At 64.8% G+C, this 18,972-nt stretch carries 22 protein-coding genes and 3 pseudogenes; 12 read left to right on the top strand and 13 right to left on the bottom strand.

The window, feature by feature from the left end; all coding sequences use genetic code 11:
- Positions 1-373: 373 nt before the first annotated feature.
- The 4 genes from OCL88_RS19590 to OCL88_RS19575 form a co-directional block, all read right to left on the bottom strand.
- The gene (locus tag OCL88_RS19590) at positions 374-622 is read right to left on the bottom strand and encodes a helix-turn-helix domain-containing protein (protein WP_264963638.1); all 249 of its coding nucleotides are present in this window, start codon (positions 620-622) and stop codon (positions 374-376) included.
- A gap of 94 nt (positions 623-716) precedes the next feature.
- The gene (locus OCL88_RS19585) at positions 717-1,658 is read right to left on the bottom strand and encodes a hypothetical protein (protein ID WP_264963637.1); all 942 of its coding nucleotides are present in this window, start codon (positions 1,656-1,658) and stop codon (positions 717-719) included.
- Positions 1,659-1,675: 17 nt separating this feature from the next.
- On the bottom strand, positions 1,676-3,235 hold the full coding sequence (locus tag OCL88_RS19580) for a relaxase/mobilization nuclease domain-containing protein (RefSeq protein WP_264963636.1): 1,560 nt from the start codon (positions 3,233-3,235) through the stop codon (positions 1,676-1,678).
- Positions 3,235-3,627: a MobC family plasmid mobilization relaxosome protein gene (locus OCL88_RS19575; protein WP_264963635.1), complete on the bottom strand. Its 393-nt coding sequence runs from the start codon at positions 3,625-3,627 to the stop codon at positions 3,235-3,237. The genes OCL88_RS19580 and OCL88_RS19575 overlap by 1 nt, the downstream gene beginning before the upstream one ends.
- Positions 3,628-4,059: 432 nt before the next feature.
- On the opposite strand from OCL88_RS19575, the gene OCL88_RS19570 reads away from it, so the two are divergent.
- A complete protein-coding gene (locus OCL88_RS19570; RefSeq protein WP_264963634.1) occupies positions 4,060-4,851 on the top strand; it encodes an IclR family transcriptional regulator in 792 nt (263 codons plus the stop codon).
- Between the two features lie 80 nt (positions 4,852-4,931).
- On the opposite strand, the gene OCL88_RS19565 is transcribed toward OCL88_RS19570, so the two are convergent.
- Entirely contained in the window at positions 4,932-5,717 is a 786-nt protein-coding gene (locus OCL88_RS19565) for an IclR family transcriptional regulator C-terminal domain-containing protein (RefSeq protein WP_264963639.1), read from the bottom strand.
- Between the two features lie 249 nt (positions 5,718-5,966).
- Between OCL88_RS19565 and OCL88_RS19560 the strand changes: the two genes are divergently transcribed.
- The 11 genes and pseudogenes from OCL88_RS19560 (at position 5,967) to OCL88_RS19510 (ending at position 11,465) form a co-directional block, all read left to right on the top strand.
- On the top strand, positions 5,967-6,116 hold the full coding sequence (locus tag OCL88_RS19560; RefSeq protein ID WP_157894436.1) for a hypothetical protein: 150 nt from the start codon (positions 5,967-5,969) through the stop codon (positions 6,114-6,116).
- Between the two features lie 60 nt (positions 6,117-6,176).
- Positions 6,177-6,377: pseudogene (locus OCL88_RS21190) on the top strand (hypothetical protein); the annotation flags it as partial.
- The gene (locus OCL88_RS21185) at positions 6,293-6,577 is read left to right on the top strand and encodes a Rieske 2Fe-2S domain-containing protein (RefSeq protein ID WP_319951671.1); all 285 of its coding nucleotides are present in this window, start codon (positions 6,293-6,295) and stop codon (positions 6,575-6,577) included. The pseudogene OCL88_RS21190 and the gene OCL88_RS21185, both read left to right, overlap by 85 nt.
- Positions 6,578-6,647: 70 nt before the next feature.
- Complete coding sequence (locus OCL88_RS19545; protein ID WP_264963632.1) at positions 6,648-6,926, top strand: hypothetical protein; 279 nt, start codon at positions 6,648-6,650, stop codon at positions 6,924-6,926.
- Positions 6,893-7,489: an SRPBCC family protein gene (locus OCL88_RS19540; protein WP_264963631.1), complete on the top strand. Its 597-nt coding sequence runs from the start codon at positions 6,893-6,895 to the stop codon at positions 7,487-7,489. Before OCL88_RS19545 ends, OCL88_RS19540 begins: the two co-directional genes overlap by 34 nt.
- Before the next feature lie 2 nt (positions 7,490-7,491).
- Entirely contained in the window at positions 7,492-8,097 is a 606-nt protein-coding gene (locus tag OCL88_RS19535) for a 3-phenylpropionate/cinnamic acid dioxygenase subunit beta (protein ID WP_047040738.1), read from the top strand.
- Positions 8,094-8,426: a hypothetical protein gene (locus OCL88_RS19530; protein WP_047040740.1), complete on the top strand. Its 333-nt coding sequence runs from the start codon at positions 8,094-8,096 to the stop codon at positions 8,424-8,426. The genes OCL88_RS19535 and OCL88_RS19530 overlap by 4 nt, the downstream gene beginning before the upstream one ends.
- Positions 8,427-8,444: 18 nt before the next feature.
- A complete protein-coding gene (locus OCL88_RS19525) occupies positions 8,445-8,639 on the top strand; it encodes a ferredoxin (RefSeq protein WP_264963630.1) in 195 nt (64 codons plus the stop codon).
- Positions 8,639-9,871, top strand: coding sequence for an NAD(P)/FAD-dependent oxidoreductase (locus OCL88_RS19520; protein WP_264963629.1), 1,233 nt, complete (start codon positions 8,639-8,641; stop codon positions 9,869-9,871). Before OCL88_RS19525 ends, OCL88_RS19520 begins: the two co-directional genes overlap by 1 nt.
- Complete coding sequence (locus tag OCL88_RS19515; protein ID WP_047040748.1) at positions 9,871-10,617, top strand: class II aldolase/adducin family protein; 747 nt, start codon at positions 9,871-9,873, stop codon at positions 10,615-10,617. The genes OCL88_RS19520 and OCL88_RS19515 overlap by 1 nt, the downstream gene beginning before the upstream one ends.
- A 56-nt stretch (positions 10,618-10,673) precedes the next feature.
- Positions 10,674-11,465, top strand: a complete 792-nt coding sequence (locus OCL88_RS19510; protein WP_047040750.1) for an IclR family transcriptional regulator — start codon at positions 10,674-10,676, stop codon at positions 11,463-11,465.
- A 22-nt stretch (positions 11,466-11,487) separates the two neighbouring features.
- Here the strand turns inward: OCL88_RS19510 and OCL88_RS21180 are convergent, their stop codons facing one another.
- The 8 genes and pseudogenes from OCL88_RS21180 to OCL88_RS19475 form a co-directional block, all read right to left on the bottom strand.
- Positions 11,488-11,670: a transposase gene (locus tag OCL88_RS21180; protein ID WP_319951670.1), complete on the bottom strand. Its 183-nt coding sequence runs from the start codon at positions 11,668-11,670 to the stop codon at positions 11,488-11,490.
- Between the two features lie 109 nt (positions 11,671-11,779).
- Positions 11,780-12,793 (bottom strand): annotated as a pseudogene (locus tag OCL88_RS19505) (ISL3 family transposase); the annotation flags it as partial.
- 126 nt (positions 12,794-12,919) lie between these two features.
- A complete protein-coding gene (locus OCL88_RS19500; RefSeq protein ID WP_156525812.1) occupies positions 12,920-13,342 on the bottom strand; it encodes a hypothetical protein in 423 nt (140 codons plus the stop codon).
- Positions 13,339-13,557, bottom strand: a complete 219-nt coding sequence (locus tag OCL88_RS19495) for a hypothetical protein (protein ID WP_047040755.1) — start codon at positions 13,555-13,557, stop codon at positions 13,339-13,341. Before OCL88_RS19495 ends, OCL88_RS19500 begins: the two co-directional genes overlap by 4 nt.
- A gap of 94 nt (positions 13,558-13,651) precedes the next feature.
- Entirely contained in the window at positions 13,652-14,029 is a 378-nt protein-coding gene (locus OCL88_RS19490) for a hypothetical protein (RefSeq protein ID WP_047040757.1), read from the bottom strand.
- A 590-nt stretch (positions 14,030-14,619) separates the two neighbouring features.
- Positions 14,620-14,946, bottom strand: a pseudogene (locus OCL88_RS19485) (transposase); the annotation flags it as partial.
- Positions 14,947-15,759: 813 nt separating this feature from the next.
- Entirely contained in the window at positions 15,760-16,725 is a 966-nt protein-coding gene (locus tag OCL88_RS19480) for an alpha/beta fold hydrolase (protein WP_264963627.1), read from the bottom strand.
- 826 nt (positions 16,726-17,551) lie between these two features.
- Entirely contained in the window at positions 17,552-18,862 is a 1,311-nt protein-coding gene (locus OCL88_RS19475; RefSeq protein ID WP_264963626.1) for an ISL3 family transposase, read from the bottom strand.
- Positions 18,863-18,972: the final 110 nt, after the last annotated feature.

The following is an 18,972-nucleotide window of genomic DNA, read 5'->3' as shown; positions in this document are numbered from 1 at the left end:
AGGCCCTCGTCCTTTACATCACGCCACGCTGTTCACAACGTCCCTGGGAACTACAGGTAGGGCCTCAGGCCAGAGGGTCTGGGTAGCGGGGATTCCTCGTGGGTCGCCCCCCAGGCGCAGAGCGGTTTGCGCCGCCCAAGAGCCTTGCCTTGGGGACGATACGCGTCCACGAAAAGAGTAGGAGTAGTAGTAGATGCCTCCTACTACTACTGGGCGTCTCTTGGTAAAAGATCGGCAGGGCCTTCGGGATCAGCCGGCAGGGTGCCGAGAAACGCTGGGAGGGCCGTATCCGCGGATGAGCGCACGCCAGCGTAGGACGCTTGGAGACGCCGGACCGCCCGGGAGCACAGGGGTTTCCGCCCCTCCAGCGCCCCTATTCCCCTTCCGGCACGTTGTCCGCCAGTTCGCCCGCGGCGATCCGCTCAGCGGTGCGCCGGTAAGCATCTGCGATATAGTCCTCGAGATCCTGGCGCCCAACGCGCCAGAGCCCCCGGCCCCCAACCTGAAAAGCGCGAAGCTCTCCAGTATGAATGAGGTTCCGGATGAGGCTGCTTTTGCACTTCAATTCTTCGGCGACCTGCTCGATGGTCAGAAAGCGGCGCTTGCCGGGTTCAGCGGTCACCCGGACATCCTAATGTGAGCAGCACCCAGCCGGGGCCAATTTGCGGGCCCCGGGCCATCCGGTGAGATTTCCTGGGCTGGACGGCCTGCAGGGCTTACCGGCTCATGCCCTTTTGAAGGAGCTTTGTCGGGCCGTTGGCTCCGCGCGTCTTGCGGGCCTTTGCAGGCCTCGATCCCTTGCCTACGGCTGCGCTGGGCGGAGTGCCCTGATCCTGGTCCGCAACGAGCCGTGCATCTACAGCCTCGCGGTCAGCAACCCCTTCGAGGCTGGCCGCCAGTTCCTGTCGGCGCTCGGCTGAGTCGTATGTGGCTCCTGCTTCGCCACGCAACTGCTCGGGGCGGTGATCGGCACGGGCGGCTGTCCAGTCTTCAATCAGCCGCCTTTCCATGTCGTCCTCGACGGCTACGCCGTCTGCAAATTTGTGCCGCTGTTCCCAGTTGTGTGCCTCGATGGGTTTGGTCTCCCGGAGCCAGGCCAGCGCTTCGTCCAAGTCCTCCCTTGAGGGCTGATCAACGGCCTCGGCGCGCTTCCTGTCTTCCCGATCGGCCTCGGCCAGCAGTTGCACAGCCTGGGCGTTCTCGTCACGGCCGGAACGGCGTTCCTGTTCTGCCTGTTCGCGGTCCCGCTCGGCTTTAGCCAGGGCCTCCGCCACCGTTGCTTCATTGGCACCGAGGTTGTCCACGTCCAAGCCGTAGCGGCGCTGCACCTGGTCACGGATCACCTCGGCCGCGTCGCGCGCCGCCGGATCGTGGTCTTTCCACGCGGTGGCCGCCTCATGTGCCCTTTCGATGTCGCGGCCGGTGGCCGTGTCCCACCACCGGTTGTCCATGACGGGGGCGAGCTGTGCACGGGCAGCTGCCCGCTCGGCATCGAACCGTGCCTGCAGTTCGCGGGCCTGTTGTTCCTCGGCCGCTTGGGCGCGGCGCAGCTCTTGCTCGCGGGCTCTGGCCAGCTGCTCACCGAGCCGGCCGGCGACGGTCAGCGCAACGCGCGACATTCCCTCAAGAGCCTCATCAATGCCGTCAGATTCGCTCATGGTTCCCCTCCTTGGTGTTATCTCTCAATGTCTGGGCGGGTATTCCCGCTTCGGGTGCCCGCGTGGGTGCGTGCCTGCACATATTCCGGCAGCAGCACGGACCCCGCGGGCCGACCGGCAACCTGGCCGGCTGTGCTCGCGCGTACCGCGGCGGCAGCTTCGCTATCCGCTGTGGGCGTTGACGCTGGGACGGCGGGCAGTGCGGCCGCGACCTGGCTCAGTTGGTGCTTCACCATGTGGCTGATCTGGCGTGCTCGGCGCAGATCATTTGAGGCCTTGTGCATGTCGTGGACGGCCTTTGCGACGTTGAGCAGCTGGCGCAGCATGATTGCCTGCGCGGCTGTTCCGGTGCCGCCCATCGAAGCTGCCATGAGCATGAGCGAGGCTCCGCGGGCAGATGGTCCTGCGCTGCGGATGGGGCGGACTGGGTAACGCCGCAGTTGTGCTGTCTTGGACAGCTCGTCGGCCGCTGCTGCGAGTGGTCCGGGCGTCGCCTCGGTTGCCGTGGACCAGGCGGCGAAGGCGCCGGATGTCTCGCGTGCAACCTGCGCCCAGGTCGCGTGATCGTCCAGCGGGACGGAGCGCAGCGTTTCGCGGAGCCGGGCAACTTCGTCGCTGTACTGCTCCCACATTTGCGGGTCCGGTTCGTGGGCTTCGCGGCCGATCGTGACCGGGCGGCGTCCACGTGCAGCTGCCTGCCATTCGGCGACCGCCTCGGCGGCACCTTGTGGGCTGTCAGGCCACTCGGCGCGGAGCTTGGGCAGAGCAAGGTCTTTGGCGAGGTGACCGCCGCCGAACCACACAGGCCGGCCACCTTTGGGAGGACGTTCTGCCACGCTGTAGCCGACCACGACGTCGTCACGTCCGGACGCGTACCGCGGCCTGACCAGGGCACCGGCACGGCGAAGGCGTCGAATGAATTCGGCCTCATCCTGGGCGGACGTCGCGCAGGCACGGACCTTGCGTTCCAGGGACCGGCGTTCCGGTTCCGGGGCTCCCCGCCGCTCGGACGCTTCACGTTCACCGGGCCGGAGGCCACGGGTGGAATGCGTGGGCGAAAGTTCTTCCAGGCCGTACTTTTTCTCAAGCTCCCGGGCGGCCTGTTGCGCGCGGGGGAAGTCCCGCCAGCTGCTCCACTTCGTGCCGTCCTCGCGGACCATGGAGGCAGCGATGTGGATGTGGTCGTTTCCGGCTTTGCTGTGGCCGTGACGGACCGCCACCCACTGGGCCGGCGCCCGTCCGCTGGCTTCGGTGAAGCCCATCTCGTCCATGAAGTCCTGCGCAATCTCAGCCCACTTCTGGTCGGTAAGGTCGCCTTCCTCGGCGCGCAGCGAAAGCGAGCAGTGCCAGACATGGCCGCCGGGAATCTCGACGCCCAGGACGCTTCTTGCCCGGTCCAATTCCTTGGCAATGGCCTGCGCCGCGTCGGCGTTCAGTTCGTCATCGTTGTGCCAGGCCATGATCGACGGTGAGCCCGCGACCAGGTGTGGGTCGGTGTGTTCGTTCGCCCGGCCCGGACCGGCAAGGTAGGCGATGAGCCCGTGCATACGGGTGCCCTTGGTGATGTTGGGAATCATCAGCGAACCATCGAATCAAGCATCGTGTTGATCCGGTCCGCGACCGCACGCACCCGGGTCAACACCGTGCGGGCTGCTTCCGGGAATTCGTCCGTGGCGTTCGCGTGCCGGGCGAGCTGGTTGACGTTGTTCGACAGGGCAGCAAGGTAGCGGCGGGCCGCAATGAATTCAACGGCCATCGCCCGCCGCTCATCCAGCGACTCGGAGTTCTCCGCGTACAGGGCAGCGCTGACCAGAATCTCCGAGGGGCTGCGCCCGGTCCGTTCCTCCAGCACCTTCAACTGAGCACGTTCGAACTCCGACATCGACACCCGCACGTACTGGGTGTCGCCGTCAATGTTGGCGCGGCGGCGGCGGGAGATCCGGCGTGGCGACTTCGGCTCTTCGGTCATCCCGATCCCCTTCCCCCATGCCCAGCGCAGCGCCCCGGAATCTCCGGGCCACACTGACGAGTGTGCCGCATCCAGGGCCGCAGGCCGTGGATCAACACGCGGGTTATGGCACATAACCATCTAGCTTGCTCCGGTCGCTCCGACCGAGGTCCTGCTCCGCTGGCACGTCCAATAGGGCCTCGTACCCATCGTCCAGACGTCAGTACCCATCTGGCTCAGCGAAAACATCTCCGTCTTCGACTTCGCACTCTCCACTGCCTGCGACTCCGATGCACCGGAAACCTTCCCGGTCCCGACATGGCGGAGCTGCCGGACCTCGGAGGGCCGTTCAACATAGCGACCGCCTGGAGGCACGGAATCGCCAGGCTGGGCGTCAGCCCGTCAAGCCTGGCGATTCCGACAGCCCCGCCGACGCTGGGTATGATTAGTAAAATGCGATCAACAGATGCGGACGACAGGGCAAAATACGGCCCTCCTCCGCAGTACCCCATAGAATCTGTTGACAACGCCCTCCGCCTCCTCCTGCTTTTCGAGACCCAGCCCAGCATCAGGCTGACGGACGCAAGCAAGTATCTGGGTGTAGCTTCCTCGACTGCCCACCGGCTCATGGGCATGTTGCTCTACCGTGGATTCGTGCGCCGGAATCCGGCCACCCGGGCCTATGAACCTGGCCAGGCACTGGGCTCCATCGCTTTCGCCATCCGACGCCAGAGCGACGTCCGGACCGTCGCCCGCCCGTTCCTGGAACGGCTCTTCGACGAAACCGGGGAGACCGTCCACTTCGCTAGGCTTGAGGGAACAGACACGCATTTCCTCGATGCCATCGAAAGCTCCCGCGCGGTGCGCGTTGGCTCCCGTCAGGGCCGGATGATTCCCGCCAACTGCGCCGCCACGGGAAAAGCCATGTTGAGCCGGCTCAGCGATGACCAGCTACGGAACCTTTACCCCCAGCAAGAGCTCCCCGGCCTGACCAAGGCCTCCATCACGTCCCGGGCGGACCTGGAATCGGCTCTGGACAAGATCAGGCAGACCGGTTTTGCAAGCAGTGACGAAGAAAGCGAGGACGGCGTGACGTCCGTCGCCGTCGCCCTCACCGATCCAAGCGGCACCCCCTACGCCCTCAACGTCTCGGTGCCGGCCCACCGCATGTCGGACCAACTCCGCGTCGAACTCGGTGCCAAGCTTCAGGCGGCCGCTGAAGAATTGCAGGGCCTGCTGGTCTAGGCCCACGCGCCGATCCCCGCCTCCGGCCGTTCCTGACGGAGCCGGCCAGCGGTGGCGGAGGGACGTCGGACAGCGAGCTGTTACCGGCCGCAGGCGCTCAGCTGCACGCCCAGTCGCGGTAGACTCGCGCACATTGGAATCGAAAACCCGGTTGGAACAGGCATCGCCGGCGGCGAGCTCGGCTGCGATGCCTGCCGGGCCCCCAGCAGGCGGGGCAGGACGGTGGTGCGCAGGGCATCGGCGCTGACGCGGGTGGCGTGCGCGGAGACGTTTACGGCCGCGATGATGCCGGTCCCGGCATCCCGCACGGGGACGGCAATGGACCGCAGGCCCTCGGTCAGCTCCTGGTCGGCCAGCGACCAGCCTTGCTCCCGGGCCGCGGTTATCCTCTTCCGGATTTCCTCGCGGTCGATCGCGGTGTTGCCGGTCAGGCTTTCCGGCACCAGGGCTTCCAGATATTCATCAAGCTCCCCCTCGGTGAGCCCGGAGAGAAGGACGCGCCCGGTCGCCGTCGCGTACGCCGGCAGGCTGGTGCCGATGATGATGTTGACGGTCAGGACGCGGTCGGCGTGGACCCGGTCCACGTAGACCACGCTGCCCCGGTGCAGCACCGTCAGCGATGCTGTCTCGCCAGCCTCCTGCACCAGCGACGCAAGGTGCGGATGGGCCACCGCCAGCAGCTTATGGCTCAGCAGATAGGCATCCCCGATCTCCAGCACTGCTAGCCGCAAGGAATAGCCACTGGCGTCGTAGGACAGATAACCCAGGTATTCCAGGGTGAGGATGAATCGCCCCGCCGCGGTCCTGGCGATCCCGACGAACTCGGCAACATCCGAGACCGACAATGGCCTGTCCTGGCTGCTGATAGGCCTTCAGCACGGACAAAGCCCGGGCCAACGCCTCGACATGGCCCGGGTCGCTCTTCTTCAAAAGGGAGGCGGTCTCCGGGAGGCTTGGCCCTATCCGAAGCTATCTCATGGCGATGCGTTTAATGGCCCCCACTGGCGAGGATTACAGGCCAGACGGCGCTGGGCGGGCGGCTACCACTGCCACACCGGCAGATCTCGCCAGTTCTCTGCTGAACGGAATTAACATCTGGACAGCAGTTATGCGTTGTGCTTCACTTGCTGGATTACGGCGACCGTGCCGAGCTGCCGCATCTGGCCAGTCTGTTCGACATCGACAACAAGTGTGGCGGCGGCGTTGGCTTGCAGGAGGCAAACGCCTACCTTGAGCTGACCGCACCCGTGATGGCCCAAACATAAAGAGCTGAGGCTTCAGCCGTTTAGCAAACTATCGACAGATCCGAAAGACGAGGCCCTCCGATGATAAATGAAACGAGTACGGCTCCGAGACCAGGTGCGACCTCAAGGCTGCCCTTGCTGAACGGACACAGTATGCCGCGGATCGGCCTCGGAACATGGCCGATGCTGGACGCCGAATGCGAGCAAGCCGTCCGCTGTGCCGTGCAGACCGGCTACAGGCTGGTCGACACGGCCGTTCAATACCGCAACGAAGAAGCCGTGGGCCGCGGCATCAGAACCGCCGGCGTCCCGCGGGCGGAACTCTTTATTTCCAGTGCCTTCACCGCGGCATGCAGGTCTGCCGCACGGAGATGGGAAACGCTTCCCACTTCCGTTGCCCGTACCACGGGTGGTCCTACCGTAACGACGGCCGCATAGTCGGACTGCCCTTACTACACGAAGCAAAGCTCCGGCGGGATTGAACTGCGCGGGCCGCAGCGGTGGCGGGTCAAGGCCAACTGGAAAATCGGAGCCGAAAACTTCGCCGGCGACATGTATCACACCCCCCAGACCCACACCTCCGTCGTCGAAATTGGTTTGTTCCGCGAACCAAAGGCGGAAAAGCGCAAGGACGGGACAACCTATTGGGCCGGCAACGGCGGCGGAACTACCTACAAGCTTCCCGAAGGAAGCCTGGAAGACCGCCTCCGCTACATGGGCTACCCGGACGAGATGATCGCCCGCATGAAAGAGCAGTGGAGCCAGGAGCAGCTCGACGTCGTGGGCAAGGACGGGTCATGGTGTCGGCGGCGTCGGTGTTCCCGAACATGAGCTTCGTGCACAACTGGCCACGGGTCGAAGAAGACTCCGATGAAGTGCTCCCGTTCATCTCCATCCGGCAGTGGCAGCCAATCAGTGAAGACGAGACCGAGATCGTATCGTGGTTCGCCGTCGACAAGAACGCGCCCGAAGAGTTTAAGGCACGTTCCTACAAGGCCTATCTCATGTGCTTTGGCAGCGGCGGCATGTTCGAGCAGGACGACGTGGAAAACTGGGTTTCCTTGACCAGCACCGCCGGCGGCCCGATGGCACGGCGCCTGCTGCTGAACAGCCGCATGGGCATGCTGGAAAACGGACAGAACGTCGTCGAACCCCTGACCCCCGAGCAGTACTCCGGCCCCGGCTCGACCCGCGTCGGATACAGCGAATACAACCAGCGTGAACTGCTCCTGCGATGGGCCAACCATCTTGAACGACCGATGGAAAAAGCGGCCCAGGTGCACGTCGGCAGCAATCCGGTGCAGGACTGTCCGTCTGACACCCCGGATTCTTTCCCGGCTCCCGCTGAGCACAACGGGCACGCCCCGGCAATGACCGTTTCGAAGGAGGGCTAGCCGTGGGTATTGAAGCCGTAACCGAACGCAGCAACAAATCTCTCTCGGAGCAGTCGGTGCTGGGAGGGCACGCCCCCCGTACTCAGAGGACGGGTGACTCCCTGCCGTTCAATGATGAACTTCATCTGCAAGCCCACAAGTGGCTTGTCGATGAATCCTATTTGCTCGACGCACAGGAGTACGACGAGTGGCTGAGCCGCCTCACGGACGACGTGCACTATCTCATGCCGGTGAGGGTGACCACTGCCCTCGGGGCCGGTTACAGCACGTCTCCCGGGATGGCGCACATGGATGAAAACAAGTACTCGCTGAGCCGCAGGGCGGCGCGCTTCGCCACGGAACACGCCTGGACCGAAGACCCTCCGTCGCGGCTGCGCCACTACGTCACCAACGTCCGGACGTTCCGTACCGGTAACCCGGATGAGATCATCGTGGATTCGGCGGTCCTGCTGTTCCGCAGCCGGGGCGACGTCCGCGAGGCCGCGACCGTGTCGGCAGGCAGGGAGGATCTGCTGCGCCGCACCGGCTCCGGCTGGCAGCTCGCCCGCCGCACCATCATGGTCGACGAGGCGGTCATCCGGATGCAGAATCTGGCCATATTCCTATGAAACTCGAATGGGAAGGCGAAGAGGAGGACCGCCTTGCCGCCATTCGAGCGGCGGAGGAGCGCGACCGGCTGGAAGCACGGGTCAACGGCGCTCCGATCGTGATCGCCAACGAATTCTCCGAAGTCCAGGTAAGCCGCGTCGAGACGCGGAACGGCTCGCGGCTGATGATCAAGTCCCCGCGCTCCGGCCAGTGGGTGTCCCTGTGCCCCCTGGAGCTGGAAGCCCTCACCTGGCAGGCGCCGGCAACCTTCTCGGCCATGATCGGGCATCCGTTCGGGCCGCTTGTCACCGAGGACGAGCAGCCGCCCCAGAACAAAAACAACATCTAGAGGCCAAGGAGATTGACAATGCCTACCGTAAAAGCAGATCTGCAAGCCTGCCAGGGCTACGCCAACTGCGTCGTTGGGGCAACCGACTACTTTGATCTGGATGACGACGGAATCGTTGTTCTCCTCAGGACCAAAGTTCCCGAGGCCGAGCGTTCCCGTGTCACCGAGGCTGCCCGCAGCTGCCCGGTGTCCGCCCTAGTAGTGGAGGACTGATGAACACGACCACAGTTATCGTCGGCTCCTCAATCGGCGGCGTGCGTGCTGCCCAGTCCCTGCGCCTGGAGGGGTATGAAGGCGACATCGTCCTCGTCGGTGCTGAGACGGAACTCCCGTACGACAAGCCGCCGTTGTCCAAATCCGTCCTCTCCGGCAAAGCAGAGGAGTCGTCCATCCGCCTCCTTACCCGCGAGCAGGCGGAGGAAGCCAGCATCCGGCTGCTGCTCGGGCACGCCGCCACAGGCATCGATGTCGCCGGAAACCTGTTGTACCTCCAGGACCACGAACCCCTACACTTCGACAACCTTGTGATCGCCACGGGCGCATCTGCCCGACCCTCACCCTGGGGCCAACGGCCCGGGATCCACGTGCTCCGTTCCCTGGACGATGCCCGGAAACTGCGCGCCGACCTCCTCAAAGGCGGGGAACTGGCAGTGATCGGCGCCGGTTTCATCGGTGCCGAAGCAGCCGCGACGGCACGTACGCTCGGTCTGGAAGTGACAGTCATCGACCCGATGCCCATACCAATGAGCCGCATCTTCAACGCCGAAATCGGACAGCTGTTTGGAGAACTCCACCGCAACAACGGCGTCACCACGATCTTTGGCACCGGAGTCGAGGCCATTGAGGGCGAGCACGGGTCCTTCAGCGTCAGGCTTACCAACGGCCAGACAGTACAAGCCGCCACCGTTCTCATCGGGATCGGCGCGGTTCCCAACGACGCCTGGCTGGCCTCCTCGGGACTGCTGGTGGACAACGGCGTCGTGCTGGACGAGTTCTGCAGGGCTGTGGACGCCCCGAACGTGTATGGCGTCGGCGACGTGGCGCGCTGGCGGCATCAGAAGCACGGTGCGGACATCCGGATCGAGCACTGGACAAACGCGGTTGAGCAAGCCTCATGCGTCGCCCACAACATCACCCATCCGGACAGTCCCCGCGAGTACACACCGGTTGAATACGTCTGGAGCGACCAGCACGACTGGAAAATCCAGGTCGTCGGTCGCGTGGGAGGCAACGCCGACCATGTCCTCATCGGAGACCCTGAGCTGCACGGTCGGTTCGCAGCGCTCTACACCACCGACGGAGTGGAACTGTACGGTGCCGCGATCGTGAACTGGCCGAAGGCCCTGCTTGCCTGCCGCCGCGGCATGGGATCAGGGATCGGCGTGCAGGAACTGCGCGACAAACTCGAGCTCCTGCTCGAGCCCCGGCCGACGGCGGCACTCTGATGCGGGGAAGTCAGCCGCCGGTGGTCCACGAAGAGCAACGGCAGGCCATCGCAATGGCCTGCCGGGTCCTGGCCGGCCGCGGCCTCGCCGACGGAATCCTCGGCCACATCAGTGCGCGAACGGGGGAGAACGAGCTCTTGGTCCGTTGCAGGGGTCCCAAGGAGCGTGGCCTCGCGCACACCGAAGCCAACGACATCCGGCTGGTCGACCTCGACGGCAATCCCGCCGCCGAAGGCGAGCTCGACAGCGGCTACACGGTCCCCAACGAGCTGCCTCTGCACACCGAGCTGCTGCGGCGGCGCCCGGATATCAACTCCGTTGTGCATGCCCACCCCCCGCAGGTCGTGGCCGCCGACTTGGCAGGGCTCGCCATCCGGCCGATCGTCGGGGCGTTCGACATCCCGGGCACCCGCCTGGCGGCAGACGGAATACCCGTCTACCCCAGAGGAGTGCTCGTGCGAAACCGCGAGCTCGCAGCGGAAATGCTCGACGCCATGGGCGATCGGCCCGTGGTGCTGCTGCGCGGACACGGCCTCACCAGCGCGGCGCCGACGATGGAGCAGGCGGTCCTCCAAGCCATCAGCGTAAACACCTTGGCAGGCCTGTCGCTTCAGATCACAGCAGCCGGAGGGCAGCTGCACGACCTTCCCGGTCCCGACATGGCGGAGCTGCCAGATCTCGGAGGGCCGTTCAACATCGCGACCGCCTGGCGACACGAGCTCGCCCGGCTGAGCGTCAGCCCATGAAGCCGGCCAGCGCGGCAGTGCCGACAGTCCCGCCGACGCTGGGTACGATACAAGGCATGCGATCGACAGAGACAGAAGACGGATCCAAATACGGTCCGCCGCCGCAATACCCCATCGAGTCTGTTGATAACGCCCTGCGGCTGCTCCTGCTGTTCGAAACCCAGCCCAGCATCAGGCTGACCGATGCCAGCACTTACTTGGGCGTGGCGTCGTCGACGGCGCACCGGCTTATGGGCATGCTTCTCTACCGTGGCTTCGTTCGGCAGAACCCGGCGACCCGGGCCTACGAACCTGGGCAGGCGCTGAGCTCGATTGCCTTTGCGATCAGACGGCAGGTGGACATCCGGACACTGGCCCGGCCGGTCCTCGAGCGGATCTTCGAACAAACGGGAGAAACCGTCCACTTCGCCAGGCTTGAGAGGACTGACGTCCAATTCATCGACGCCATCGAAAGCAGGCGAGCGGTCCGCGTCGGTTCCCGCCAGGGCCTCACCTTGCCAGCAAACTGCACTGCGACTGGTAAAGCGATGCTGAGCCTCCTCGGTGAGAAGCAGCTGCGGAATCTGTACCCAGGGCAGGAACTCCCCAAGCTGACTACCAACTCAATTACCTCCAGGTCGGACCTTGAAAGGGAGCTCGACGAAATCCGGCACAGGGGTTACGCAAATAGCCGCGAAGAGAGCGAAGACGGGGTGACATCGGTCGCCGCCGCGGTTGCCGGCCCAAGCGGCACTGTCTACGGAATCAACGTATCTGTGCCGGCCCACCGCATGTCGGAGGAGCTTCGCAGCGACCTCGGGGGCATGCTCCGGGCAGCCGCAGAAGAACTCCAGGGGCGCCTGGTCTAGAAGACTTAAAGCGGCTTCGCGTTTAGGCATGGTTGGTCTGTTTGTTCCGGTAGGGGCGGTGGCCGCCGGCGGCCAGTAGGCATCTGAGTCTGTAGTTGGTGAAGTTGCGGAAGCCGCGGGCGATTCGGCGGGTGGTTTCGATGACGCCATTGATCGCTTTGGTGGGTCCGTTGGAAGCGCCGTGGGTGTCGAAGTAGGCTAGGATCGCTGTCTTCCATTGAGTGTCCGCCCGAGTCGGGCGACTTCCGGGATGGGGAGGTCGGGAATGATGTGATTACTTCGTTGGCGAGTTCCCGGCCCCGCTCCGGGCGGGCGTGGTAGATGTTGCGGAGCTTCTGGTAGCACTGCCAGGCCAGGGTGACTTCGTGGCCGTGATCCCCGGCGCTGAGCTTAGCATCGAGCCGGGCGGCTTGTTTGTCGGTGAGGTGTTCGGCGCCGATCTGCAGGGTTCGACGGATTCCGTAGAGCGGGTCGCCCTTGCGGCCGCGGTGTCCCAGGGTGTCCTGCTGGACCCGGCGGCGGACCTCGTCGATCATGGCCGAGCCGAGCTTCACGACATGGAACGCGTTCAGAACGGCGATGGCTTCGGGCAGCTCGTCACGGATCGCGTTCGCGTAGCCGCGGAACGGATCCAGCGCGGCGGTCTTGATCCCGGCAGTGAACCCTGCGCCGCGTTCTTTGAGCCAGTCCGCATAGGCCTTCCCCGACCGGCCCGGAACCAGGTCAAGCAACCTGGCGTGCACCACCCCCGCGGGGTCGCGGGTGTGGTCCACGATCCCGGTGACCATGCCGGTTCCGGGCGGGCCGGTGTGGGACCAGACATGCTCATCGACCCCGAGCGCATCTACCCCGGTCAGCCGGCCGGTCGATGCGATCCGCCGGGTGGCTTCGATCCTGACCGCGTCCCAGACGGTGTGCCAGGAGACGCCGAGCTGATGGGCCAAGGCGGAGACCGAGGTGTCGAAATGCTGGAGCGCATCGGTCGCCCACCCGGCGGCCCTGGCGGTGAGCTTCGCCCGTGGTCCTGCCAGCGGGTGCTCCTCTGTGAACGTCGTTCTCGGGCAGTCCGGGTCCGGGCACCGCCAGACACGTTTGGCCCACAGCAGCCGCACCGGGCGGCCGAAACAGGGAATGTCATGGAGACGGACCTGGCGGCGTCCATGCCCGACCGCGATGACGCCGCAGTCGGCGCAGCCGGTGACGTTCTCCCCGGTTTCGACGCCCAGAAGCAGGCCGGTACCGGTTGCCGTGACGGAGCTGACGCGGACGCCCTCGACACCGAGCAGCGCATCCGCGCGCGTGCACCAGCGGCCACCGGAACACGACATAGAGTTATTCATGTCAGGGTCTCTTTTGGGTATTGGTTGCTTGGTCGCGACCAATTCAAAGAGGCCCTGACCTCTTTCCTGCCGCACCACGCCGCAGCTGCATGCGGCCACGCCCTGCCCCCGGCGTCAGACGGCCCTCACCCTGCTCATCGTCGAAGGCCCAAGGCGACCGGCTTCCCGGCGAACGCGGCCGCAGGCGCCGGACTCCTCCGGCCGCCAGATTGTGTGCACGCCAACGTCGAGCAACTTCCGCTCACCGACGTCCGTGATGACCCAGACAAATCCGTGTTCCGGAAACGTCATGTCAACCCGCCCGTACCACAATGCCCCGGTTTCATGATCCCTCACAGCGATGCGGTGCCCGCGGGCCAGGGACAGGAAGACTTCGATTTCGCATTCTGTCAGCGACTCTTTCAACCCATTCCTCCCCGGCGCTGCGCCGAGAGCCGCCGTACGCAGGGAACAGCCGGCCTGGCGGGCGGCGGGGCAGACCATGCTAAAAACGCTGCCAGCCGGCGCGCCGGAGAGATCGCTCTGCTGTCCGTTCATCGCAGCCCGCTCCCCCACCTTTCGAGTGTCACACCGCGTGGAACGTCGCTGTCCAGGCGCGCTTCATAGCGGCCCGGGGCGAGGCGGGCCACCGAGATGCCGACGTGTTCAGCCATCGCCGCCGGCTTCAGCAGATCCACCGCTTCATCCAGGGCGGCGTCCAGTTCTTTTCGGGTGTGAACGGCGACGACGAGACAACCGGGTGCTGCGTGCATGGTCAAATCCTTAATCTGAGGGCGGTGATCAGTACTTTGGGACACGCCAAATGTCCCTGGGACGGAACGGAGGAGCGGCAGCCCGCCGGCATGATCAAGCCAGGGCCCAAATCCCGGCGGCCCCGGCGGAACCTAGGGGACCAAGGCTTCCGGCAGAAGAAGGGGCAGGACCGTGGAACGCTGCAGAACGGCGGCGGTTTACCTCCGACAGTCCCATGATGGTGGCTTCAACATCTTCCAGGGATTGCTGAATCCAGGCGAGGGCGGCCAGGTCATCGGAACTGTGGGCCGCGTCGATTGATGACGCCTCTAGGAGCGCAGCCCGGCGGCTGATCCTGCCGGAAAGTTCGAGGATCAACGGCGGAATCATGGCCAGGGATTCACCCCGCGTTAGGTGCGCGAAGGCTTCTTTTCCAGCGCCACGGTGGGTGACGGCGACCGTGAGGGCCAGATCTGAGGAGTTTGTGGTCATGGGTCTGTCCTTCAGGTTGTTCAAAGTCCTGGTCTTTTCGGAGTGCTTCCGGTACGACGGAAGGGGAGTCTCGGGTGGTTCGTCCCGCCGCAGATCGTCCGCGCCGCAGGCACACCGTCCGCCACCGGAATGGGCCTGCGGCACGGACGGTCTGCGGCTCTACAAGCCCGGGCGCACCTCCCGATCGACGCAGCCAAATACGAAACGGCAGCTTTCAAGGCCGCGTTCTCCACGGCCCGGTCTTTGGTTTCAACAACACCGACCGTCAGTGCCCCTGCCCGGCCGAGACATCAACCATGCTTAACTGCGAAGGGCCCTTAAAGCGACCCCGTACTGCTCCGGCAGTACTTTCCAAAGGGCACGGACCTGAACGTGTGGAGTTAGACCAGCTCGATGACGTCTGCGACGGACTCAACGACAGGCCCCGAGCATGTCTCAACGACCGCTCGCCACGGGCAGCCATGCAACGATTAGGACACCGGATGCAAACACATCTAATTCGCAACGTTCACTAGAAACCGCCCCGTATATCGGGGGCTGATCCTCGGCGCCAACGCAGCACGGGACCTTCGCAGCAGGGCCTATCGGCACCCCTCCCGGTCCCGCGGAACGTCGATCTGCACCGGGCCTGTCGTCTCCGTCAGCACGGTCTGGGACCGCGTTCCGTTGCGCGAGTTGGCAGTATCCTTCGCCGCCGTGTCGTGCCGTTCATAACCGAGGTGCTCGGTCAGTTCCTCGTCCAGGGCGGTTTCGATGACGGTCTTGGTCAGCTGCTTGAGCAGTCCGTCAGGACCGGCCAGGGACAGCCCCTGCTCCCTCGCCATCCTGACCAGCTCGCGGGCAGCCTCGGCCTCGGATTTCTCTGTCAGTTCGTCAACGGCTTTCGTACTCGGCACAGCCTCAAGTGTTGCGGCCATATCGGGCTCCTTCCCGCCAGGCTTGCCGCCCCGGCGTGTCGAGCCGGATACACCGTTAATTCCCCAGTCCCTGCCCGGGCAGCACGCCGCTGAAGAAGGCGAGGTTCCTGAAGGTCACCGGCGCCGAGAAGATGTCCGCAGCAGCGGTGATCGGCGCGTATCACGACCTGTGGCAGGTTGAGGCGTCCTTCCGCATGACCAAGTCCGATCTGAAGGCCCGGCCAGTGTGAGCCCCGCCCGGCACCGATCTCAGACCCAGAACCGGCCGCAGCCGAGGGCTTCCACGATGGGGACCGCTTCTTCCTCCGCCCCCTCTGGCGGGGCCAGCCAGTGGCCCGTGGAAGGGGGAGCGGAATCAAGGGTAGAATCCACCCCGCGGGAGGACCGCCATGCCCCAATGCGGGCCGCCCTGCGGCTGTCGCCCGCCGAAGGATCCCGCGCTTGTGCTTCATCCGGCGCCTGCGCCGGGCCGGCCCGGCGCGCTGAGCGCAACCGGCACACCAGCCCGGGCAACAATTCCCTCAACCGGGTTCGTCCGGGGAGGACGGAGCCACGGGCGCCGCGATCTCTTTCACGGGCACATCACGCCCAGCCGAAAACCGCCGCTGTCTTCGGCCCCTCTCCCAGAGCCCACCGTGGTCGCCGGAAACCGGACACGAACAGGGGGGCCACTTCAAGAGATACAGGCCAGTTTGTCCGCGATCGCGGTGTTCGACTCGCACGCCGAAGCCAGCAGCACGATCTGGGCGCGCTGCGCCAATCCGGCACGGACTCGAAGACCCCGTCAAGCGGGATAGTTCCCCAGGATCACCATCAACGACGCGTCGCATAGCTGGCGCTGCGACGGCCTGCGTAGTCCGCCAGGATTCGAACGAAGTCCTCGGTTCGCTCCGCGAAGACGCAGTGGCCCGCGGTTCCCAGGATGTGCAGGCTCGTGGTCTCCGAGACGAGGGCGAGCTTCTGGTAGAAGGCGATGCCCAGGTCAACCGGCGCCGAGCGATCGTCGCGGCCCCAGACGACTTCGACGGGAATATTGACCTCGCCGGCGAAGAGGCGAGCGCGGATGTCGTCCTTCGCCGCCTGAAGACTCGGCTCCCAGTATTTCTTCTCAACCATCGGGTAGGTCTTGAGGGCGTTCTGGTGGTTCTCCTTGACGTACTTGGCGGCGGCCGCATTGATTTGTTCCTGCGGCACCGGGGTCACGTACAGCGCACGGAAGAAGGCTCCGCAGATCTCCTCCGGAGACGCGTCCGCCGGAAGCGAACGCGTGATCGCGTCGTAGAACTCAACGTCGCGGAACTTAGGGTCGGTGCCAGCGAGCGTCGCGCTCGACACGATGAAGAGACCTTTGGTCGACTCCGGCATGTCAAGAGCGAGCTTGCTCGCCAGCAGGCCACCGCGCGAGTGCCCGACCAGAATCATGTCCTCGAGTCCCAGAGCGTCGATGAAGCCCCTGGCGTGCTTGACCACCGCATCGAACGTCCACTCGGCATGCGTCGGCGCGAGGTCAGTCTCTCCCTGCCCCAGCTTGTCGAAGGTCACGACGCGGAAGCCCTTGTCGACCAGAGGAGCGATGACGGGAGCCCAACCATCCCCGCCGCCCGGCATGCTCATACCCGAGTGGCCACCGTGGATCAGGAGGATGACCGGACCCTCGCCCTGATCGATATAGCGCGTCCTGATTCCGCCGACGGATATGTAGTTCACGGACAGGTCTGTGTTCAACTCAAGCCTCCTGATCAAAGCAACTGGCTCGCCTATGGGGCGAGTATCTGCCATTTCTGTCACACAGAGAAGCCTTCTGTCAAGAGGGATCCGTGATTCAACGCCGGTGACAAGTTGAACGCCCGCGATCGCCGTCGACATCCCGGTCGTCGGTTGACGCTCGTTGTGCGCCAGCTGCTGATGGGGCCCGCCGAGCCCATCCCGATTGGTACGCCTTGGTTGACGTGAATACACGCCGATACAACAGCAACCACAACCGGCTGGCTGCCAGGCGCCATACCAACATCCGTGCGCCTACTCGACATTGGCTCTCCACGGCTCCACTGGGCCGCCTGGCCAGCGTCAACGCGATCGAGTAGGCGGGCGACCGCCACGAGCTGCGAAGCCCGGATTGAGCGGAACCATTGACGAACGACGAGCGAGTGGATAGCATCCATCAGAATCACTCTCTGCCTAACAGAGGGTAGTGGCCCACAGGCCATCATGCTCCAACTGGAATGCAGCGCCAGGTCAGTCTCCCCCAGGAAGAGAGATTGACCTTCGACGTGAAAATGCTCTCGAGCGAGACAAAAAGCTTCTGCGACGCGACATGCCGTCGCGTGTTCGACACAACTTCGCTTCAAGTGGTCGGATGCATCAGTGATCGCGAATTAGACACATGGAGAAGTTCGACATTCTCACCCTCCGCCTATTAGAGAAGACTGACCAATGAAACAAACACTGTCCAAATCCGAGTCTGAGTCGGTACGTACCCACCCTCGCCGCCGCAGTCGGTAATGTCTTGGAGGGTTATGACATCGGGATTTATGGCTATTCGGCGGTTATCCTCGCCAAGCTCTTCTTTTCTGACAACGGAACCGGCGCGTTGATCTTAACCGGCTCATCGCATTTGAGGGTGTAGTTGGGGTCTGAATCCGCCGGTCTCAAGGAGTGATCGGGCGATGTAGTTGGCCAGGTTGCGGAAGCCGAGGGCGGAGCCGCGGAGGTGTTCGAGCCTGCCATTGAGTGCTTCTGTGGGCCCATTGCTGGTGCCGGGCCGATCGAAGTATGCGAGCACGTCCCCTGCACGGCGTTTCATTGTCCGGCCCAGGGTAATGACCTCGGTGAGCGCAGCGGGCACGCCGACACTGATCGCGCCAATCAGTGTTTGCATGAGCTGTTTGCCGCTGCTGCCGTCGGGTTCGCGGTAGGCGGCTATGACGCGCTGGTAGATGCCCCAGGTCGCTTCGACTTCGGCATGGATGTCCGCGGCGAACAGGGCCTCCAGCCTGTCCTTCTGCTTCTCGGTGAGCAGGTCGTGTCCGGTGTGCAGGGTCCGGCGGGCCGCGTAGAGCGGGTCCCCGGACCGTCCGCGGTGCCCAATGGTCTGCTGCTGAACGCGCTGACGACACCTGTCCAGGGCATCGCCGGCAAGCCGGACGACGTGGAACGGATCCATGACCTCGACCGCGTCGGGGAGCTCCTCGGCGGCTGCGGTCTTGAACCCGGTGAATCCGTCCATCGCCACGACTTCGATCCCGTCCCGCCACGCCTTGGGCCGCTCGGCGAGCCAGGCTTTGAAGACCTGTTTCGAACGGCCTTCGACCATGTCCAGCAACCGTGCCGGGCCGGTCTTGTCGCGGACCGGGGTGAGGTCGATGATCACGGTGACGTACTTGTCCCCGTGCCGGGTGTGCCGCCAGACATGCTCATCGACGCCGATCACGGCGACTCCGTTGAACCGGGCCGGGTCCTCGATCAACACCCGCTTGCCTTCGGCCAGGATCGCGCTGTTCGCGGTATGCCAGGACACGCCCAGGCCTTCGGCAACGCGGGCTACGGTCAAATGGTGGCACACGATGCCTTCCAGCGCCCAGCGCAGCCCATGGCGGGAGATCTTCGCCCTCGGCTGCGCGGCTTTGGAGATGTCCTGCCGCCACACCCGACCGCAGCCGGTGCACTTGTAGCGGCGGACCCTCACCAGCAGCGTCGTCGGCCGCCAGCCCAGTGGTTCGTGCGCAAGGGCCCGCGTGACCGTGCCGCGGGCGATGCCCTGGCCACCACACGAACGGCACCAGTCGTCCGGATCAACGGCACGGCATTCCAGGACCGCACGGCCAGGGGCAAGACGCTGCCCCGCAGCTTCGAGCCCAAGCTCATCGAGCCGGCAGAACGTAGTCAGGTCAGGAGGCAGGAAGGTAGCGTGGGACACATCGAGGTCTTCCGGATGGGCAGTGTAGGAACTTCCATCATCGGAAGACCTCGACCTCTATCCGGCCACCGACGCGCCCGGCACGATTACACCCTCAAATGCGATGAGCC

Source organism: Paenarthrobacter sp. PAE-2 (assembly GCF_026013155.1).
Taxonomy (GTDB): Bacteria; Actinomycetota; Actinomycetes; order Actinomycetales; family Micrococcaceae; genus Arthrobacter; species Arthrobacter ureafaciens.
Note: the sequence above shows the minus strand (reverse complement) of the source record. Positions and strands in the feature narration are given on the sequence as shown.